Origin of the sequence: Corynebacterium nasorum (assembly GCF_022345765.1) — a bacterium.
GTDB lineage: Bacteria > Actinomycetota > Actinomycetes > Mycobacteriales > Mycobacteriaceae > Corynebacterium > Corynebacterium kefirresidentii.
Genome location: NZ_JAKRDR010000003.1, coordinates 124,441 through 144,895, shown reverse-complemented (window position 1 = coordinate 144,895; position 20,455 = coordinate 124,441). Strand labels below are relative to the sequence as shown.

The window sequence follows — 20,455 nt, the reverse complement described above, 5'->3', positions numbered from 1 at the left end:
AAATTTTTGCAAAGGGGTAAAAGTGGGCGAATTCATCTACACGATGAAAAACGTGCGCAAGGCAATTGGCGATAAGGTCATCCTTGACGATGTAACAATGGCGTTCTACCCAGGTGCCAAGATTGGCGTGGTCGGCCCCAATGGTGCCGGTAAGTCCTCCATTTTGAAGATCATGGCCGGCTTGGACCAGCCTTCCAATGGCGAGGCCTTCCTAGATCCGGGCGCCACCGTGGGTATCCTGCAGCAGGAGCCGCCGCTCAACGACGAGAAGACCGTGCGCGGCAACGTCGAAGAGGGCTTGGGCGAAATCTTTGAAAAGAAGCAGCGCTTCGAGCAGATCGCCGAAGAGATGGCCACCAACTACAGCGATGAGCTCATGGAAGAAATGGGCAAGCTGCAAGAAGAGCTCGATGCTGCTGATGCATGGGAGGTCGACTCCAAGATTGAGCAGGCAATGGAAGCTTTGCGCTGCCCGCCTTCCGATGCCCCGGTGACCAACCTTTCTGGTGGTGAGCGCCGTCGCGTAGCGCTGGCTAAGCTCCTGCTTACCGAGCCGGACTTGTTGTTGCTCGATGAGCCTACGAACCACTTGGACGCCGAGTCTGTGCAGTGGCTGGAAAAGCACTTGGCTGATTATCCGGGCGCTGTCTTGGCCGTGACCCACGACCGCTACTTCCTCGACCACGTCGCGGGCTGGATTTGTGAGGTTGACCGCGGCAAGCTCTACCCATACGAGGGTAACTACTCCACCTACCTGGATAAGAAGCAGGAGCGTCTGGAGGTTGCCGGCAAGAAGGACGCGAAGCTGCGCAAGCGCTTGAAGGACGAGCTGGAGTGGGTACGCTCCGGTGCGAAGGCTCGCCAGGCCAAGAACAAGGCCCGTCTGGAGCGCTACGAGGAGATGGCTGCAGAAGCCGAGAAATACAAGAAGCTCGACTTCGAAGAGATCCAGATTCCTACCCCGCCGCGCTTGGGTAATAAGGTCGTGGAGGTCAAGGACCTGCAGAAGGGCTTTGATGGCCGCACCTTGATTAAGGACCTCTCTTTCACCCTGCCGCGCAATGGCATCGTGGGCGTTATCGGCCCGAACGGCGTGGGTAAGACCACCCTGTTTAAGACCATCGTTGGCTTGGAGCAGCCGGACGCCGGTTCCGTCGAGGTGGGCGATACCGTCAAGCTGTCTTACGTGGATCAGAACCGTGAGAATATCGACCCCGAGGCAACTGTCTGGGAGGTCGTCTCCGGCGGCCTGGATTATATTCACGTGGGCCAAAACGAGATGCCTTCGCGTGCCTACCTATCGGCCTTCGGCTTCAAGGGCCCGGATCAGCAAAAGCCGTCCAAGGTGCTCTCCGGTGGTGAGCGCAACCGTTTGAACTTGGCGCTGACCCTGAAAGAGGGCGGTAACCTGATCCTCCTTGACGAGCCGACCAACGACTTGGATGTGGAAACCCTCGGCTCGCTGGAAAACGCGCTCGAGAAGTTCCCGGGCTGTGCCGTGGTCATTTCCCACGACCGCTGGTTCTTAGACCGCACCTGTACCCACATCTTGGCCTGGGAAGGCAATGTGGAAGAAGGTCAGTGGTTCTGGTTTGAGGGTAACTTCGGCGATTATGAGAAGAATAAGGTCGACCGCCTTGGTGAAGAGGCAGCCCGTCCTTCTCGCGTGACCCACCGCAAGCTGACCCGCTAAGTAGCTGAAGCCTTTACTGAGGAGAATGATGGCAACCCCAAGTGTGCACACGTATCGTATTCAAACCCGCTGGTCGGATTTTGATATGTACGGCCACATGATGAATGCAAACTACATCGAGCTCGCCCAGGAAGCGCGCTTGGCCTTTGCGAAGGAACATATCTATTCCAAAGGCCTTGACTTCATTGCGTTCGTGCGCCACCTCGATGTGGACTTCCTTCGCCCGATGGAGTTTAAGGACACCACTACGGTGGAGGTAGAAACTACCATTTCGCAGATTGGTACCACCTCGTTTACCACTACCCAGCAGGTCAAGGATGACCAGGGTGAAGTCGCGGCAACCGTGGAGTGCGTGCAGGTAGTCATTGATCGTCAGCAGCAGACTCCTCGTCCGCTGACGGAACAGGAAAAGGATATTCTGCAAAATACCGCGGCCAATTAACCGCGGAACGGAGCGAAGATGAGAAAGGCAGGGCCCGAAGGCATGGTCACCGAGACTCTAGAAATTGGAAGCGGTGGACCTGGCCTTCGGGCCCTTGTCACGCGCGCGGTTGGCTTGGATTCGGGTGCTTCGGTGCGGCTACGCCAGCTGACTGACGACGTCGTCGATGTCTTTGTCACCACACCTTTCGAGGTGGTTGCCTCCCGCCGCGTGCAGGGCGTCGTTTCCCGCGATGGGGCAGTGGTTTCTGCGGCTACCCTGGCCGAGCAGCTCAAGGAGCACGAATCGAGCGGAACGCTAGATTTGGGACCTGCCCGCGATGCGTCCTGGCCGGGAGCGCTTCCGCCGGCCACTGGCTACAGTGTGGTCGATACCTTGCCAGTTACCGTGGTGCGCGAGCTCTCCGATAAGGGCCAACAGCTGACCCGGCAATTTTCTGGCCCCATGGGCCCGCCATCCAGCTTGCTGAATCAGACCGTTGTCACGGTCGAGGGGGAAGGTGCCACGGTGGAAATCCCCATGCGCATGATTTTTGCCTGCACCAATTTGGGTTTGATCCCGGGCTTTTCCGCGCCGATGGATGTGCCGCGGCACCTGCGAGTGGCTCAGCTAGGCAGGTGGGTGCGCCTCGACGCCCCCTTTGGCAGCATCTACCGTTCCACCCGCTTGTCGCTGTTCTAACTTCGCTCGCTCGCGAAAAACCGGCCTGCCACGTAGCGGTTCTGTTCAACAGAATCGGCGCGCACGCGCCCTGCTTTGGAGATTTTGTCCGAAAAGCGGTCCGTCTTAGGGGGAGGGGGACTCTGGCCAAGTGGGGTCAATACTCTTTTGAACTGCACATTTACAAGATGGCTTGCTGCGTTGCTACCCCCGCTTTGTGAATTCATGAACATAGTGCCGCACGCAAACGTGTCCTGCGTTACCCTTACGTGGTCGATGTAATTTACTCCACCCGCAAGGAGATTGTGTAATGCGTATTGCCGTGCCTAAAGAAATCATGAATAACGAGAATCGCGTGGCTCTTACCCCGGGCGGCGCGCAGACCCTCGTTCACGACGGCCATGAGGTCCTCATTGAGACCGGTGCTGGTGAAGGCGCATCCTTCCCGGATTCCGAGTACGAGGCCGCCGGTGCCAGCATCGTTGGCACCGCGGAGGATACTTGGGCACAGGCGGAACTGCTGCTGAAGGTCAAGGAGCCGCTCGAGTCTGAGTACCAGTACCTGCGTCCGGACCTTACCGTCTTTACCTACCTGCACCTTGCCGCGGACCGCCCTTTGACTGAGGCGCTTGTTGACGCCAATACCACGGCCATTGCATATGAGACGGTTACTGACCGCCACGGTACCTTGCCACTTCTTACCCCGATGTCCCAGGTGGCAGGCCGCCTTGCCGCAATCGAGGGCACCCACCACCTGCTGTCCACGCAGGGCGGCCGCGGTCTGCTGGTTTCTGGTGTTCCAGGTACCCAGCCAGCACGCGTCGTCGTGATCGGCGGTGGCCAGGTTGGTGCGTCCGCCGTTGCCATGGCTCACGGTCTGCGTGCCGAGGTCACCGTACTGGACCTTGATCCGCACGTTTTGCAGCGCTTCGATGACCAGTACGCCGGCAGCGTGCGCACCTTGATTTCGGATCCGGCCACCATCGATAAGGAACTGCAGGAAGCTGACCTCGTCATTGGCGCGGTACTCATCCCAGGCGCCGCTGCACCAAAGCTGGTGCGTGAGGAGACCGTAAAGAAGATGAAGAAGGGTGCCGTCCTCGTGGACGTCGCCATCGACCAGGGTGGTTGCTTCGAGAACTCCAAGAAGACCTCCCACGATGACCCAACCTTCCAGGTCCATGACACCCTGTTCTACTGCGTGGCGAATATGCCAGGTGCGGTGGCCAATACCTCCACCCGTGCCTTGTCCTCCGCAACCCTGCCCTACATTCGCGCGGTGGCCAATGACAGCCTGGATGCCGCCATCAAGCGCTTCCCGGGCCTAGAGGGTGGCGTAATGACTCGCGGTGGCCGTTTGGTCTCCGAGCCTGTACGTAAGGCCTTTGACTGGGAAGACTAAGCATCAGGTCCCCATAGTGTGGGCTAGATAAACCACAAGCCCGGTTCCTCGCTAAATTGCGGGAGCCGGGCTTGTCTCTTGGGCGGGGCAAGACGGTGCGATTATGGTGCCTTGTTGATCATCATGGCGGCCACGCGCTGCATATGATCCCAGATCATCTCGCGGTAGGCCGGTGGGATGGTTTCCTCGTCGATTTCCGCGAGGGAGTTACCCATTAGCTCTAGCCACCGGTCATGCGCGGTTATATCGATGGGGTAGGGGGCGTGGCGCATGCGAAGGCGCGGATGGCCGCGGTTTTCAGAGAAGAGCTGCGGGCCACCCCAATACTGCGCCAAGAACCAAGTGAGGCGCTGCTCGGCGCCTTCCCAGTCATTATCGGGGTACATGGGACCGATGACATTGTCCTCTTTGACCTGGGAATAAAAGCCGTGGACGAGGCGCTCAAAGGTCTCCATGCCGCCAATAGCCTCATAAACAGAATCCATTTACTCTTCTTCTTCCTTGCGGGGATCGGGAATGCCGATGCCGTGCGGGTAGGGGGTAGTAATGCCTTTAGTGTGCATGACATTGAGCACGCGGGACTGCAGGAAACGCTGGACGTCCCACTGCTTGCCCGGCAGGGTCTTTGTAGACACGCGGAAGGAAACATAGTCCGGTTCGAAACCGGACATGCCATCCACACGGGGCGTGCTGAGGATGAGCTTGCGTACCTTATCGTCCTGCGCGGCTTCCTTCACTGCGTCCTCGATGACCTCGCCGGCGAGCTCTGGGTCATTAGAAAGGCCCACAGGAATCTGGATGCGGGCAACGGAGTACTCATCGGAGTGGTTAGCTACCTGGAGGATTTCGCCATTGCGCACGTACCACAGAGCACCGTCGATATCGCGGACCGTGGTGATGCGTAAGGAGATGGACTCGACATCGCCAAAGACGCCGTTGCCAAGGTCAACCACGTCGCCAATGCCGTATTGATCCTCAATGAGCATGAAGATGCCGGAAAGGAAATCCTTCACCAGTGCCTGGGCGCCAAAACCAAGGGCGACGCCAATAACACCGGCTGAGGCGATAAGCGGTGCCACGTTAACGTCTAGCTCATCCAAGATGGCAATAACGGCCCATACCCACACGAAGATAGCGGCGGCGGAACGGGCCACTCCGGCTAGCGTCTTAATGCGGGAGGCGCGCCGGGTTTCGCGGGTATGGCGCATGGCCTCTTCTTGCTGGGTCGGTTCGGGGCGGTTGGCTCGACCCTTGAATTTTCCGCGGAAACGCTGCTTATCCAGCCCGGAAGATTTGATGCTGTTTTCGGCCACCTTGTTGATAATGCGGTGGAGGAGCCAGTGGGCAATGACGGCCAGGATAAGGATAACGGCGATGCGAATCGGGCGCTCGATAAGCCAGCTTTGCACCTTCTCGTCATTCCAAAAACTAGAGACGGACTCGACGGCCGAGTCCTTGGTGGAAGCGGCTGAGGCTAAGAATTGCGTATTCATCATTCTTTCTTAGTCGTGGACAATGGGAACCGCGCCCATTGTAAAGGCCGAGCCTGAAAACGCGATGAGTGGTGGGTGGCTAGGTGGGTGAAAATAAATACCTATCTTTCCTTAGCAAGTGAACAGCTTGGTCTAGACTGTGTTGCTATGACAGAACGCAGCACGCAGAACCTCGCTCAAGGCTTTACGTCCCGTTCCATCCATGGCGGCTACCACCCAGACCCGCACATGGGCTCTATCAATGTGCCGATCTATGCGTCAACCACGTTTGCGCAAGATGGCTTAGCGCAGCTGCGCGGCGGGTTCGAATACGGACGCGTGGCAAACCCCACCGTGCGCTCGCTCGAACGCACTCTAGCGGCGCTAGAGGGCGCTGAGTATGCCCGCGTGTTCTCTTCCGGCATGGCCGCCGCCGATACGCTGATTCGGATCTTGGTGCGCCCAGGGGATCACGTCATTTTGGGTAATGATGCCTATGGTGGTTCCTACCGGCTACTGAATGATTTCACTGAGTGGGGCGTGGAGATGTCCATCGTTAATACCAGTGATACCGCCGCAGTAGCCGCGGCGGTCCAGGACAATACCAGGCTCATCTGGTTGGAAACGCCCACCAATCCGGCGTTGAATATCACCGATATCGCCGCGGTGGCCAAGATTAAGGGCAACGCGCAGGTCCTAGTGGACAATACTTTTGCTACGCCTTACCTGCAGAACCCATTGGAGCTCGGCGCGGACCATGTGTTGCACTCGACCACCAAGTACCTGGGTGGGCATTCCGATGTACTGGGCGGTGCGGTGGTTACTAATGATGCCCACGTGGACGAGCGCCTGCTCTACTTCCAAGGCAATGTGGGTGCGGTGAGCTCGCCTTTCGACGCCTACCTTACGGCTCGCGGAATCAAGACTCTTTCGGTGCGGATGGATCGCCACTGCGCCAATGCGCAAAAGGTGGCAGAGTTCCTGCAGGGCCGCCCCGAGGTAAAGCAGGTGCTGTACCCAGGGCTGAAAGATCACCCAGGGCATAAGTTGGCAGCACAGCAGATGCGCGGATTTGGCGGCATGATGTCCGTGCGCTTTCATAGCGCGGAGCATGCCAAGCAGATCTGCCTCAATACGCGGCTTATCTGTCTAGCGGAATCGCTGGGTGGGGTGGAATCGCTCATCGAGCACCCGAAGAATATGACGCACGTATCCGCGGAAGGATCCGAGCTGGTGCCGCCAGATGATATGGTGCGCATCTCAATCGGAATCGAAGATATCGATGACCTGCTCGCGGACTTGAAGCAGGCCCTCGACGCGCTATAGGCCGCGGGACCGGGGCCAGGACCGGGACCGAGCCCTTAGCGCGGTGGTGGCTTAGGAGCGCACCACGGCGAGGAGGGAACCGGCGGTTTTATCGGTTTCCTGCAACATGAGTGGGTCGGTTCCCGGCATCGGAGAAATAGTGGTATCTGGCCACTGGGAATAGGTGGGGATGCCCACAATGTGCAGGCGCGCATCCAGCTCGCCGTTCGGGTGAACGGTGCGGCGGGTCGTCCCATCGGTTTCCGGCGAACCGGTGGGTTGTCCGTGATCGGGGAAGGGGCGAACGCGGCCGGAATCTACCAGGCAGCGGGTCATGGAATCGCCGGCGGTGCGGATATCGGGGCGGTGCATAAAGGCGTCGACAAGCGTGGGTGCAGAAGCCGAGCGTGGGCCGGAGGTTAGGGTGAAGTGATCTGCCTCGATGGCCAGGGTGGGGTGATCTCCTAGGAAGTGGGCCAAGCCGGCGTCAACAAGCGCGAGCAGCTGGCGCACGCGGAAGAGCGGCGGGCCGGAACCTATCATCTGGCCAAAGGACATTACTTGGGCATAGCGGCCGGTGCGGGACTCGCGGGTATAGCGGCCCTCCGCGCCAAGGATGGAGGCGGGCTTGCGCGATTGCGATAGCGACCATAGCGCGGCCTTGATGGGGGAGTCGTGGCCGGCGGAGGCCTCCCGGATATCGCTTTCCATGGACTGGGCAATATGCTCGGTGAGCTCATCTATGTCCCCGGTAAACCCGGCAATTTGGTACATGAGATCGTTCATGTCCCACGGCTCGGTAACCATGGGCGCAATAGCCGCGCCTAGCTCATCCGGGGCGGTGGCATCGATGACCTCGAGAATGTCTGCGCGCGGGCGCAGCAAGGAATCCGGGCGCACGCGCTCCAAAGTGGTGATATAGGCCTCGTAGCTATCGCGGGCGATAGCGGGCCAAACCTGGGCGTCAAAGTCGATGTTTTGGGTGCCGCTGAGCTCCGCAATGACATTCTTCAGACGGCGGCGTGGCATGGTAGGCGGCAGCTCACCGTATTCGGACTTGGGGTGGTAGGGATAGCCGCGGCCGGAGGAAATGATGAAGTTGGGCTCGTCGCCGCAGGGCTCATAGCGCAGGCCGGAACGTGTGGAAGAATCCACCACGAAGGTGCCGCCGCGCTCGATGGTGGTCAGCGCCATGATGTCATAAAAGCCCATGCCCAGCCCGCGTACCAGCACGTCTTCACCGCCGGGGATGGCGGCATAGTCCTGCTCCACTGGGTTATCGGGAGCGATCCAGTTCAGGCCCGAAGCCGCCAGCTGCTTTTCCTGCTCGTTGTACTCCGGAACCATCCAGCCATAGGCCAGCACGGTGGCATCGGCGCGCACCTCGGAGCCATCGGCCAAGCGGAGCACGTCTACGTGGCCATCTTCGCTGATGGTTTCCAATCGGCTGAAGTGGTTCACGGTGGAAATGCTCTTAGGCAGGCGAGCAATGACCACGTCATAGACCCACCGCAGGTACTCGCCATACAGCGCGCGCGAGGGGTTGGATTCGGGGCGGGTAGCGGCAAGTTCTTCGCGGTAGTCCTGCGCAATATGTGCGGCCGGAGGATACTTCTCAAAAAGCTCGCGCTTGGCGGCGGAGACATTGTCGCCATCGCCGCGCAGCAGCTGAATCCACTCGTATTGGATGGGGCCCTCGAGCACGGGGGCGTCCACAGTGGAGCCGGGCTCGGTGAAAAGGGTGACAGCGCCGGCGCGAGTATTCATGCACAGGGTCTTGGTTTGGTCCGTTTCCCAGATGCGGCCGGCACCATGTTGGGCATCATCGATGAGGTGGACGGTTATGGGGTCGCTGGAATCGTCCATGCGGGCGGAGAGGCGTTCCAAGATGGAAATGCCGCGTGGGCCCATGCCGACGATTGCGATTGCTGGAGTAGACATACTACCTATCGTGCCACATCCAGACCCTTCCAGGAGCATCGAACCCGGCGGTGGTATTTAAATAGACTAATCAGTCTATACAAAACTTTCTTTTCCCTTGTTATGGCAGGTAATAGGGTAGACCGTCCAGTCTTGTATTTGTGGGTATGGATATGCTCTAATGGGCGAGTACTACTTAAGAATTAAAGGAACTCGAGCTTTTATGAAGCAACTTTCTCGGCTCCTGAGACCAGTGGCCGCGGTCTTGGCCAGCGGTGCGCTAGCTCTCTCGCTAACCTCCTGCGCCTCTACTTCCCACGCCGCGGAAGATGGCATGGTCACCTACGTCGAGCCCAATATGTTCAATAACCTCTATCCCCCCTCCGGCGGCTATTACCCCAACGGTGGCGTGCTCAATAACATCACGGACCGCCTGCTGTGGCAGGACCCGGATACCCTCGAGCTGCACCCGTGGATTGCGGAGGAGATGCCTAAGTCGAACAAGGACAATACCGAGTTCACCTTCAAGATTCGCAAGGGCGTGACCTACTCTGATGGCTCTCGCCTAGATGCCGCGAACGTAAAGAAGAACTATGACCTCTACGCCCTAGGCGATGAGGACCGCATGCTCACCCCTTCGGAGCAGTTGCCCAACTATGAAAAATCCGAGGTCATCGATGACTACACGGTGAAGTTCTACTTCAGTGAGCCCTCCCCAGGCTTCCCGCAGTCCACCTCCGTGATGAACCAAGGGCTGCTTTCTAATGCCACTCTGGATCTGGATGACACCGGCTTCGCGCCGGGCAACGCTACTGCGATTTCTGGTTCGGGCCCCTTCGTCATCGAGGAAGAAGAGCTGGGAACCAAGCTGGTGCTCAAAAAGCGGGAAGACTATGACTGGGCACCGCCGGCCCGCAAGGACCACCAGGGGCCGGCCGATATTGAGGGCATCAATATTGTTCTCGCGGCCGAGGATTCCGTGCGCGTGGGATCGCTCGTGGCCGGACAGTCCGATATTGCTCGCCAGATCGAAGCCCCCGATGAGAAGCACCTCAAGGATCAAAACCTGGAGATTTTCGCCGCGCCCACCCGTGGCGTAAACAATAGCTTCCACTTCCACTTCCGCCACCCACTCTTGGCGGATAAACGCGTGCGTCAGGCCATCATTCACGCCATCGACCGCGATAATATTCTGAACACCCTCTTTTCTGACTCCTATCCCAAAGGAACATCGATCCTGGCCAAGACGGCTATTGGCTATAAGGATCAAGCAGCGAATTATGCCTTCGATCCAGAGGAATCTAAGCGCTTGCTCGATGCAGCCGGTTGGCGCGAAGGAGAAGATGGCATCCGCGAGAAAGACGGCAAGCGCCTGTCCGTGACCTTTAATGAGGCAGTCCCGCAGCCGCGCTCTAAAGAGATGTTCACCAAGGCCCAAGAGATGCTCAAGAACGTCGGCATCGAGGCCAACCTCAACCCAGGCGACCGCTCCGCGCAGCAGAAGGCCATGAAGGACCAAGACACCGTGCAGGTACGCCACACCATGACCGGCCGCGCCAATGTGGATACCTTGGCCACGTGGCTAGATGGCACGGGCCGCAATTCTTTCCTCAACTATGACGAAAAGACCGATAGCTTCGGCGATAAGAAGCTGCAGAAATTGGTGGACGAGTACTTCGACCTCAGCAGCGAAAAGGACCGCCTGGCCATGACTGGCCGCATGCAGGACTACCTCTCTGAACAGGCCTATATCCTGCCCATGTTCGAAGAGCCGCAGGTATATGGTTTCCAGCCTTATATCGAGGGCTTTAGCACCGAGGCTATCGGCCGTCCATCGTTTTATGCGGTAGACATCAACACCGCAGAAGGGGAGGACTAATCCATGAGCCTGAAATCTATCGCCCTACGCATCGGCCAAGCCGTGCTGGTTATCTGGGCAACCTTCACCCTCTCATTCATCCTCTTGGCGGCGCTGCCCGGTGACGCCGTCGCGACCCGCTATGACAACCCGACCCTAGGGCTCAACGCTGAGCAGTTGGCCGCTATTCGCGAGGTTTATGGTGCCGATGAACCGCTCTTAAGCCGCTACGTCAGTGCGCTTGGTGGATTCCTCACCGGTGATTTCGGCTTTTCCGTCGCTACTGGCACCGCCGTATCGGAGATGTTGGCGGACGCCCTTCCTTCCACGCTGGCGCTGGCCGTCCTCGCCTTTCTCGTAGGCGTAGTCTTGGCCTTCGCGGTGGCCATCGCCTCCACCTTTGGTCCATTTTCTTGGCTGCGTAGCTTCTTCCGTAGCCTGCCTTCCGTGATGGTTTCCCTGCCCACCTTCTGGATCGGCATCATTTTGATCCAGATATTTTCCTTTGGTTTGGGATGGGTGCCGGTTATCGGCGCGAGCGATGCCCAAAGCCTTATCCTGCCGGTGATTACCTTGGCCATCTTCGTGGCCGCACCGCTGGCACAGGTGCTCCTGCGCTCCATCGATGAGGTAATGGATATGTCCTTCGTGCAGGTAGTGCGTGCCAAGGGTGCTAGCGGTGCCTGGTTGCTGTGGCGCAATGTTTTGCGCAATGCGTTGCTGCCGGCGCTGACCATGGCCGGCCTTACCTTTGGTGAGCTCGTTGGCGGCTCCGTGGTGACGGAAGCGGTCTTTGCCCGCCACGGCATTGGCGCGCTGACCGTGGATGCGGTGGCCAACCGCGATACCTCCGTATTGCTCGCCATCGTGGTGCTGGCCGCGGCCGTCTTTGTTCTTATCAATCTCATCGTGGACCTGCTCTACCCAGTGCTTGACGTGCGCCTGCGCGAGGGCAACCACGATAGCGCGCACAGCAATGCCACCACCACCGCCACCGCTGATACTCCCGCAAAGAACGAGAAGAAGGTCCAAGCATGAAGCTTAAATCCACACGCCTGAAGCTCACCCCGGGCACCATCATCTCGCTTATTGTGCTGGGCCTGGCGGTGCTCTGCGCACTGTTCCCCCAACTATTTACCTCCCAAGATCCTAACCAGGGCGGTGACACCACAGCGCTGCTGCAGCCCAGTTTCCAACACTGGTTCGGCACCGATGCCGTGGGCCGTGATCTCTATACCCGCGTGGTCTATGGCGCGCGCCAATCCCTACTCGGCGCGCTATTGGCGGTACTTTTCGGCCTGATCGTTGGCGCCGTCTTGGGCATTATCGCCGGAGTGCGCCGCGGCTGGGTAGATGCCATCATCATGCGCATCGTGGATGTGCTGTTGTCTATTCCTGGCCTCTTGCTTTCCCTGTCCGTCATCATCGTGCTCGGACACGGCATCTTTAATGCTGCCATCGCCGTGGGCATTACCTCCGTGGCAACCTTTGCGCGCCTCGCGCGCTCCCAGGTGCTCAGTGTGGCAGGCTCCGATTTCGTCGAGGCCGCCTACGGCTCCGGCGGCTCTGCCTTCCAGGTGCTCGTGCGCCATATTCTTCCCAATTCACTCACCGCAGTCTTCGCCGTAGCCGCCTTGCAATTCGGCCTGGCCATTTTGCAGCTAGCCACCCTTGGCTTCCTTGGTTACGGCGCTCCGCCCCCAACACCGGAATGGGGCCTGCTCATTTCTGAATCACGCGACTATATTGCCACCGCCGGGTGGCTGACCATCGCCCCCGGCATCGTTATCGTCGCCGTGGTTCTTGCGGCCAACCACCTCAGCCAGACACTGCGAAAGGCGGCCTAATGTCCCTGCTTAGCATTAGTGATTTATCCATTACGTACCGCACCGCCCACGGCGAGATGGAAGCGGTCAGCGGCATTGAGCTCGAAGTGAACCCCGGGGAAATGACCGCCATCGTGGGCGAGTCCGGCTCCGGCAAGTCCACCTCCGCCATGGCCGCCATTGGCCTGCTGCCAGACAATGCCTCGATTGTCTCCGGCACCATTACTTTCGACGGCCACGATGTCACCCATTTCTCCCAAAAGCAGTGGCGCACCCTGCGTGGCCGACGCATCGGGTTGATTCCGCAGGATCCCAATAACTCGCTCAATCCGCTCAAGACCATCGGAGCCTCGGTGGAAGAGGGCATGGCCATCCACCGGCAGGACGATAAGGAGTCCCGGAAGAAGCGTGCTCTGGAGTTGCTGGAGCGCGTGGGCATTGATGATCCACAGCGCCGTTATCATCAGTACCCGCATGAGCTTTCCGGCGGCATGAAGCAACGCGTGCTCATCGCTGCCGCTGTGGCACTGGAGCCAGAGCTCATCATCGCCGATGAGCCTACTTCCGCGCTGGATGTCACCGTGCAGAAAATCATCCTGGATCTCCTTGATGAAATGCGCGAAGAGCTCACCATGGGCATCCTTTTTATTACCCATGATCTGGCCGTGGCGGGTGACCGCGCCAATAATATTGTGGTGATGGAAAAGGGCGCCGTCCGCGAGTCGGGCGTAGCCGCCCGTGTCCTCACCGATCCCCAGCATGCCTACTCCAAGCGCCTGCTTGCCGACGCCCCCTCGCTCACCGCCCCTACTTCCTCCCAGACCGCATCTCCGGTGCGGAATAGTACGCCCGCCCAGCAGGAGACGTTGCTCGAAGTCGAGGGGCTCACCCAGCGCTTCGGGGATTTCACCGCGGTAGATGACATCAACTTTTCCGTAGCCCGTGGCACTACCCATGCCTTGGTGGGGGAGTCCGGTTCCGGAAAGACAACTACCGGCCGTGCCATATCTCTGTTGAGCACGCCTACCTCGGGAAGTATTCGCTTGGCGGGGGAAGATATCAGCACCGCCCGCGGTAAGCGCCGCCGGGAGCTGCGCCGCTCTATCCAGATGGTCTACCAAAATCCCTTTGGCTCGCTCGATCCACGATTGAGTATCGGCGATACCATCGCTGAGCCGGTGCGCAACTTTACCGGGGCCTCGAAACGCGATGCCCGCGCGAAAGCACAAAAGTTTCTTGATTTGGTGGCCTTGGACTCTTCCATGGCAGCCCGCCGTCCCCGTGAGCTCTCCGGCGGCCAGCGCCAGCGCGTGGCTATCGCCCGTGCCATGATCATTGAACCCGATCTTGTGGTGCTCGATGAGGCCGTTTCTGCGCTCGACGTCACCGTACAGGCACAGATCCTGCGCCTGCTCGATGAGCTGCAGCGCGAGTTGGAGCTTACCTATATCTTCATCTCTCACGACCTCGCGGTAGTCAACCAGATTTCCGATACCGTCTCCGTGCTCTCCCACGGCACACAAGTGGAATCCGGGCCCACGGCGCAGGTTTTGCACACCCAGAAACCGAATACACCCGTCAGCTAATTGACGCCATCCCAGGCTCCCGCTACCGCGCTGGAGACCTAAACTTGGGGCTATAAACCGAGCCCTAGAAAGGTTGGACTGAGAATATGACCGACATTATTAACGAGCTCTCCCACGCCTCCGCCGAGGTGCAGCAACTGCGCCGCGCCCGCCAAGAGGCGCAGGACAATGCGCAGCTGAGCTTTAACGCTTTGCTTGAGCCTGCAGAGCCAGGTGAATTCACCTATGCAGAGCGCTATGCCGTCGCAGCTTTTAGCGCTGCGGTCTACCAGGCGGGGGAGGCAGCAGATTTCTACTTCGACCTGCTGGGGGATGAGGCCGATGTGGACCTTGTTGCCGCCGTGCGCGCCGCAAGCCAGCGTGGTGTGTCTACCGGCCCCTACTACCAGGGTGACTTCCTTATTTTTGGCGAAACTGCTGCGGAGGCAGCGCTCGGAAAGCGCCTAGCCGCTGCCTTTGACTGGGCGCACCTTTTGGCCTTCCACCCCAAGGACGCCTCCCCGCAGGCCATCGGTCACCTCGACGCCGCCGGGTGGTCGGCTACCGATATTGTCAGCCTGTCTCAGCTTGTGGCATTTTTGGCTTTCCAGCTGCGCGTGGTCCACGGTCTGCGGGTGCTCTCTGGCGAGGAGGGCGCCGCACGCCCCGCGGCCGAGCGTGCAGCCGGGGTAGCTGACCCAAGCTGGCAGGTTACCGCGAATACCCTGCAACCCGATACCGTGCTGCCGGACCACTTTGTCAACCACTCCCTGGGCTGGAAGCCTTGGGTAGAGGCACTGGCGAAAGAGGATTTCACCGCAGCGCATACCGACGCCCTCATCAAACCAGAGCGCATTGATTCCGAGTACTTCCGGTTGCTCGCCCGCGATCCCGCGGCTTTGAAGGCGCGTACGCTAACTGACTTGGACATCTTCTATAACACCGAAGGCGGCCTCTCCCGTGCAGACCGCGAGCTCGCTGCCACTGTGGCCTCGCGGTACAACGGTTGCGAGTACTGCGCTTCCGTGCACCAGGCACGGTGCGTCCAGGAAGGCGGCGACCGTGACAGCGTAGACCGCCTTTTGGACACAGGCATCGACGCCGACCTGGGTTCTAAAGAGTGGGACCTTATCCGTCGCGCAGCTGTGGCGTTGACCGAAACTCCCTTCGCCTTCGATGCGCAGCTATGCACCGACCTTCGCAACGCCGGTTTCGATGATCAGTCCATTCTGGACCTCATCTACGCATCGTCCTTCTTTAACTGGGCCAATCGCTTGATGCTTACCTTGGGGCAGCCGGATGTGCCCAAGCGCTTTCGACAATAGGTGGTGATTGGGTTGGTGCGGCAACCTCAGCGGAGGATCCCTATGATGGAGCGGCATGACTGATACTAAGAATCTCACCGCACCAGCACACTCAGAGGCCGCAGCCCCGCGCAAGGTGGCCGTCGTCACCGGCGCCACCGGTGGCATGGGCCGCGAAATCATCGCCGACTTGGCTGGTGACTACCACGTGTACGCACTGGGACGGAGCGCGGCGGACCTGCCTAAATCGGAATCCATCACGCCGATCGCCATCGACCTAGTAGCCGGCCTCGATGAAGGCATGGCGCTGCCGGAGCTGGATCGCGTAGATGTGCTCGTGCACGCCGCCGCACGGGCTACCAAGTACTCCGTGGAGGAAGCCACTCCAGAAAATTGGCGCGCGCACATGGACCTCAACGTGCACGCCCCCGCAGAGGTGACCCGTGTTTTGCTGCCGCAGCTGCGTAAAGTCGAAGGCACAGTGGTCTTTATTAACTCTGGTGCTGGCCGCCACAGCTATGGCGATAACGTCGTCTACGCGGCCACGAAGCACGCGTTGTATGCGCTGGCCGACGGGTTGCGTATCTCCGAGCCGGGAATCCGCGTTTCCACCGTAGCGCCCGGGCCTACCGATACTCCGATGCTGCAGGGCCTGCACGACTATGATCCCTCCCAGGTCATTGCACCGGTTGAGGTGGCGCGTGCCATTCGTACCGTAGTAGAGGCTGGGCCCACCACGCAGTTGACGGAAATCCAAGTCAGGCCGCGAATCGAATTATCTCTGCGCAAGTAGTAAATCAAGTGTTATTAAGGTCATCATGCAGTGATGGGGGGTTGGTTTCGGCCCGCCCGTTACACTCGAGGGCTGTGACTTCCCAAAGCCGAAAACGGCCCGCCTATCTCCTTATCTCAGATGCCCTACGTGACAAGATCGAGCGCAATGAATTAGAGCCTGGTCAGCGTTTTCCTACCGAACGCGAATTGGTCCGAGAATTTCATGTTGCGCGCATGACCGTGCGCCATGCATTAGACATTTTGGAAGATGAAGGCCTTATTGATCGCCGCCGTGGGCGCAGCGGCGGCACCTACGTGCGCACGGTTCCCCCTACACTGAGCCTGACCAAAAAGGACAGCATCGCCACTCAACTGCGCGAGCGTGGGCACGAAATCACCGTGCGGGTGGTCTCCGTGAATAAAACCCATGTGCCCAAACATGTGGCAGCGGCCCTGGGCGTGAACGATGCCACCTATGCGTGGGATATTAAACGCCTTTTTATCGTCGATGGTAAGCCCGTCATCGTCTCGCGCTACACCATCCCAGTGGACATGGCTCCCGAGCTCAATCAGCACGACCTGCGCGAGCCCATCCTAAACATACTGGCAGGCTATGACCTCCAGCCGGTCTTCAAACGCGAGAGTATGAGCGCCGCTACCGCTCGCACAGAAGAACAGAAACTCTTGGGCGTGAGCCGATCGCACCCGCTTTTGCGGTTCGTACGGCTGCTGAAGAATGAGACCGGCGTGGTCTTTGCCTATGTCGAAGAGTCGCTGCGCTCTGATATCGCCAATGTAGAAGTGGTCTTGGGCGAGGATCCTGCGCCACCACCCGTACAACCCCGGGACGGCGGCGCAGGAAAGCCGGCCTAGCCAGCGTCCACCTGGCGGTTGCGTAGCGCGCGGGCCACGCGGTCGCGCTGCTCGGTGACTGTGCGACGCAGACCACCGGGCAGGTCCTTCTGCAAGAAGGCATCGGCGCGGTCCAAGCCCTTGCGGGTGATATCCCAGGAAGGGAAGAGGCCGGTAACTGTGGTCAGAGCCACCTCTGAGGATTGGGAAGCCCACACCTTTTCCGCGATATCGAAGAACTCCGCGGTGGGAAGGAACGTATCGCCATGCGGATAGAGCAATCCTTCAAGTTTGGAGGTCAGCTCGCGGTTGGTGAGGTTACCCGCCACGATTTCTTCCCATACCGCGCGCTTGTTTTCCGCAGTTGCCACCGCGGCGCGAGCGCGCAGCGAAGAGTAGTAGCCGGTGGCGGAATTATCCCGCTTCAGTTGCGCATCCGCGGCAGCGGGGACGTCCTCTATCGCGCCATCGGCGGCAAGTGCCGCGAGCGCGGACCAACGCTGCCCTGCATCCGCGGATGATTCGAGCACGCCGCGCAGGTAGTCACGCGCGCTATCGTGCAGGCGAATTTTCGCCAGCGCCTGGGTGCAGATGATGGAGCGCTGGGCATCGGAACTGCGGGCGCCGTCGAGGAGGGCGTCGGCAAGCAGGGTGCTCTGCGCGGCCCACCGTGGATCGGCATAGTTCTTCAGCGCGTTCGAGGCCTGCAAAACAATGCGCTCGAGGACGGCAAGCTCGGTCTCGGCCTGCATACCGCGGGCAACTAGCTGGATGAAATCGCGGGCCCGCATAGTGCCGGCGCGGGTCATCTCCCAGGCGGTGGACCAGCACAGGGTGCGGGCCATAGGATCAGCAAACTTATCGATATTATCCAGCAGGAATTGCAGGGAACCCGCGTCCAATTCGATGAGGCAGTAGGTCAGGTCATCGTCATTGGGTAGCAGGAAGTCAATGTCTGCCAGCTGGCGGCCTATGAGCTCTGGAATCTCGGTGGAGGAGCCATCAACATCCATCTCGATGCGATCGGTGCGCACCACCTGACCGTCCTGCAGGTTATACAGGCCCACCGCCACGCGGTGGGTGCGCAGCGTATCGCCGCGCTGGGAGAGGTAGGCATGGGTAATCGTGCCGGACTCATCTGCATTGAGCGCTATGCTCAGAGTGTTGATGCCGGAAGTCTTAAGCCACTGCTGCGCCCAGAAGGAAAGATCGCGGCCGGAGGCCTGTTCCAGGTGGCCAAGCAGATCATCAAAGGTGGCATTGCCCCAGGCATGAGCGGCGAAGTGACGGCGGACCCCGGCCAGGAAGTTTCCGCGGCCAACATAAGCTTGGAGCTGCTTCAGCACCGAAGCGCCCTTGGCGTAGGTGATGCCATCGAAGTTTTGCTCGACGGTTTCGATATCGCTTGCATCGGTAGAAATCGGGTGGGTGGTAGGCAGCTGATCCTGCTGGTAGGCCCAGGACTTTTCTACGTTGGCAAAGGTTACCCACGCGGTATCGTATTCGGTCTCTTCCGCTTGGGAAATGGCCGCCGACCAAGTGGCGAAGGACTCATTGAGCCACAAATCGTCCCACCACTGCATGGTGACCAGATCACCAAACCACATATGGGCCAATTCGTGCAGAATGGTATCGGCACGGCGTTCGTATTTATAGTGCGTGGCCTGGGAGGTAAAGACGTACTCATCGCGGATGGTGACGCACCCAGCATTTTCCATCGCACCCGCGTTGAACTCCGGCACGAAAATCTGGTCATACTTGCCAAAGGGGTAGGGGAAGCCGAAATTGCGGTGGTAGAAATCAAAGCCCTGCTTGGTCTCCGTAAATAAGCGCTCAGCATCTAAAGCGTGGGCGAGCGAAGCACGGCAGTAGATGCCCAGCGGTACCTCGAGCTTTTGGGCCGGCTTGCCCTCTGGGTGTGCGGTCAGCTCGCCGCGCCAGGTATCGGTGACCTCGTGGTAGGGACCGGCGCACAGGGCTACCAGGTAGGTCGATAGTGGGTAGTCGATAGCCGTGCTGGCCACGTCTCCTTCCCAGCTCACTGGCCCATTGCTAATGACGGTCCAATCCTCCGGCGCCTTGAAATGCAGCGCGTAGGTGGCCTTCATATCCGGCTGGTCAAAGCAAGCAAAGACCCGCTTGGCATCGGCGGTTTCAAATTGGGTATAGAGGTAGACCTTGTCATCGGCGGGATCGACAAAACGGTGCAGGCCCTCGCCGGTGCGCGAATACGGGATCTTCGCGGTGACTTCTAGCGTGTAGTCGGCCACTTGGAGGCCGGAAAGCGGAATGCCGTAGGTGGGGTTATAAGAATTCGTGGGCAGCGGATTGCCGTTGAGGCGCACCTCTTGGATTTCCTCGGCGCGCAGATCGATGAAGGTGGAGCCAATCTCGCGCGAGGTGAAGCTCACCTTCGTAGTGGAAAGGAAATGGGTATCTGAATACTTGAGGTCTAAAGTGACATCATAATGGCCCACCTCAATCATTCGGGAGCGCTCAACCGCTTCCGTGCGAGTCAGGTTTACGGAGGTCATAGCCTATATTCTCCTTCTGTGCCGAAAATAGTTCTGCATCCACAGTAGTCGCGCGCCTAGGCTGGTGGGGCAAACTTTTATCAATCAAAGGAGCAATCATGGCTGACGCAGTAAAGTTCTGGTTCGACGTATCTTGTCCCTTCGCTTGGGCCACCTCGCGGTGGATCAAGGAAGTAGAAAAGGTACGCGATATTGAGGTCGAGTTCGAGCCGATGTCCCTGTCCGTGCTGAACGATGGCCGTGATCTAGACCCCACTTACATGGACATGATGAAGGCTAACTGGGGCCCAGCCCGCGTCTTTGCCAAGGTTAAGGCCGAGCGTCCAGAAAAGGTAGATGAGCTTTATACCGCTATGGGCACCCTGGTCCACGCCAAGGGCAACGGCGGACGAACTGGCTTTGGTGCTTATGATGACATCATCGCGCAGGCGCTTGCAGAAGTGGAGCTTCCGGCCGAGTTCGCCGAGGTAGCCAATACCGAAGACTATGACGAGAAGCTGCGCGAATACCACCACAATGGCATCTCTTCCGTGGGTGATGAGGTGGGCACCCCGGTTATCAAGCTGGGGGAGACCGCGTTCTTCGGCCCGGTCATTACCCGCGTCCCTACCGGGGAAGAAGCAGGCGAGCTTTTCGACGCCTCCTTGCGCCTTGCCCAGTACCCCTACTTCTTCGAACTCAAGCGCTCCCGCACCGAGATGCCGCAGGTGGAGGAGGATTAAGCTAAAACGAGGACCATTACTCACCACACGCTCCAATAGAAGGCGCTGGTGAGTCAAATCTTTCCGCCATAGGCACATGGGGGCTAAATGGCCCACTCTTGCTGCTGGATTCGCGGGGCTGAAAAG

At 59.2% G+C, this 20,455-nt stretch carries 16 protein-coding genes and 1 pseudogene; 13 read left to right on the top strand and 4 right to left on the bottom strand.

What is annotated here, in order from left to right:
* Nucleotides 1–22 precede the first annotated feature (22 nt).
* The 4 genes from ettA (at nt 23) to ald (ending at nt 4,197) form a co-directional block, all read left to right on the top strand.
* On the top strand, nt 23–1,693 hold the full coding sequence (gene ettA, locus MHK04_RS03985) for an energy-dependent translational throttle protein EttA (protein ID WP_023020893.1): 1,671 nt from the start codon (nt 23–25) through the stop codon (nt 1,691–1,693).
* Between the two features lie 25 nt (nt 1,694–1,718).
* Nucleotides 1,719–2,135 carry an acyl-CoA thioesterase gene (locus MHK04_RS03980; RefSeq protein WP_034660154.1) on the top strand — a complete coding sequence of 139 codons (417 nt, stop codon included), beginning with the start codon at nt 1,719–1,721 and terminating at the stop codon, nt 2,133–2,135.
* 42 nt (nt 2,136–2,177) lie between these two features.
* Nucleotides 2,178–2,816 carry a DUF8185 domain-containing protein gene (locus MHK04_RS03975; protein ID WP_239207965.1) on the top strand — a complete coding sequence of 213 codons (639 nt, stop codon included), beginning with the start codon at nt 2,178–2,180 and terminating at the stop codon, nt 2,814–2,816.
* Nucleotides 2,817–3,105: 289 nt separating this feature from the next.
* Entirely contained in the window at nt 3,106–4,197 is a 1,092-nt protein-coding gene (gene ald / locus MHK04_RS03970) for an alanine dehydrogenase (protein WP_023020896.1), read from the top strand.
* A gap of 101 nt (nt 4,198–4,298) precedes the next feature.
* On the opposite strand, the gene MHK04_RS03965 is transcribed toward ald, so the two are convergent.
* Both MHK04_RS03965 and MHK04_RS03960 read right to left on the bottom strand, forming a co-directional pair.
* Nucleotides 4,299–4,682, bottom strand: a complete 384-nt coding sequence (locus MHK04_RS03965; RefSeq protein WP_023020897.1) for a globin — start codon at nt 4,680–4,682, stop codon at nt 4,299–4,301.
* A complete protein-coding gene (locus MHK04_RS03960; RefSeq protein WP_200288713.1) occupies nt 4,683–5,693 on the bottom strand; it encodes a mechanosensitive ion channel family protein in 1,011 nt (336 codons plus the stop codon).
* A gap of 144 nt (nt 5,694–5,837) precedes the next feature.
* Between MHK04_RS03960 and MHK04_RS03955 the strand changes: the two genes are divergently transcribed.
* Nucleotides 5,838–6,995, top strand: coding sequence for a cystathionine gamma-synthase (locus tag MHK04_RS03955; protein WP_200288714.1), 1,158 nt, complete (start codon nt 5,838–5,840; stop codon nt 6,993–6,995).
* A gap of 51 nt (nt 6,996–7,046) precedes the next feature.
* Here the strand turns inward: MHK04_RS03955 and MHK04_RS03950 are convergent, their stop codons facing one another.
* Complete coding sequence (locus MHK04_RS03950; protein WP_023020900.1) at nt 7,047–8,915, bottom strand: FAD/NAD(P)-binding protein; 1,869 nt, start codon at nt 8,913–8,915, stop codon at nt 7,047–7,049.
* A 202-nt stretch (nt 8,916–9,117) separates the two neighbouring features.
* Here MHK04_RS03950 and MHK04_RS03945 point away from each other — a divergent pair, with 202 nt between their 5' ends.
* From MHK04_RS03945 to MHK04_RS03915, 7 genes and pseudogenes are all read left to right on the top strand, one after another.
* Nucleotides 9,118–10,773: a TIGR04028 family ABC transporter substrate-binding protein gene (locus tag MHK04_RS03945; RefSeq protein WP_239204953.1), complete on the top strand. Its 1,656-nt coding sequence runs from the start codon at nt 9,118–9,120 to the stop codon at nt 10,771–10,773.
* Nucleotides 10,774–10,776: 3 nt separating this feature from the next.
* Complete coding sequence (locus tag MHK04_RS03940; protein WP_023020902.1) at nt 10,777–11,790, top strand: ABC transporter permease; 1,014 nt, start codon at nt 10,777–10,779, stop codon at nt 11,788–11,790.
* Nucleotides 11,787–12,599 carry an ABC transporter permease gene (locus MHK04_RS03935; RefSeq protein ID WP_239207932.1) on the top strand — a complete coding sequence of 271 codons (813 nt, stop codon included), beginning with the start codon at nt 11,787–11,789 and terminating at the stop codon, nt 12,597–12,599. Before MHK04_RS03940 ends, MHK04_RS03935 begins: the two co-directional genes overlap by 4 nt.
* A pseudogene (locus MHK04_RS03930) lies at nt 12,599–14,220 on the top strand (dipeptide ABC transporter ATP-binding protein). The gene MHK04_RS03935 and the pseudogene MHK04_RS03930 overlap by 1 nt, the downstream one beginning before the upstream one ends.
* A 30-nt stretch (nt 14,221–14,250) precedes the next feature.
* Nucleotides 14,251–15,468 carry an alkylhydroperoxidase domain protein gene (locus MHK04_RS03925; RefSeq protein WP_200288719.1) on the top strand — a complete coding sequence of 406 codons (1,218 nt, stop codon included), beginning with the start codon at nt 14,251–14,253 and terminating at the stop codon, nt 15,466–15,468.
* Between the two features lie 55 nt (nt 15,469–15,523).
* On the top strand, nt 15,524–16,240 hold the full coding sequence (locus MHK04_RS03920; protein ID WP_239207931.1) for an SDR family oxidoreductase: 717 nt from the start codon (nt 15,524–15,526) through the stop codon (nt 16,238–16,240).
* A 74-nt stretch (nt 16,241–16,314) separates the two neighbouring features.
* On the top strand, nt 16,315–17,094 hold the full coding sequence (locus MHK04_RS03915; protein ID WP_239207930.1) for a GntR family transcriptional regulator: 780 nt from the start codon (nt 16,315–16,317) through the stop codon (nt 17,092–17,094).
* Here the strand turns inward: MHK04_RS03915 and pepN are convergent.
* A complete protein-coding gene (gene pepN / locus MHK04_RS03910) occupies nt 17,091–19,607 on the bottom strand; it encodes an aminopeptidase N (protein WP_239207929.1) in 2,517 nt (838 codons plus the stop codon). The two genes, MHK04_RS03915 and pepN, sit on opposite strands and share 4 nt — an antisense overlap.
* Nucleotides 19,608–19,705: 98 nt before the next feature.
* Here pepN and MHK04_RS03905 point away from each other — a divergent pair, with 98 nt between their 5' ends.
* Nucleotides 19,706–20,329: a mycothiol-dependent nitroreductase Rv2466c family protein gene (locus tag MHK04_RS03905; RefSeq protein ID WP_239207928.1), complete on the top strand. Its 624-nt coding sequence runs from the start codon at nt 19,706–19,708 to the stop codon at nt 20,327–20,329.
* The last annotated feature ends 126 nt before the right edge of the window (nt 20,330–20,455 follow it).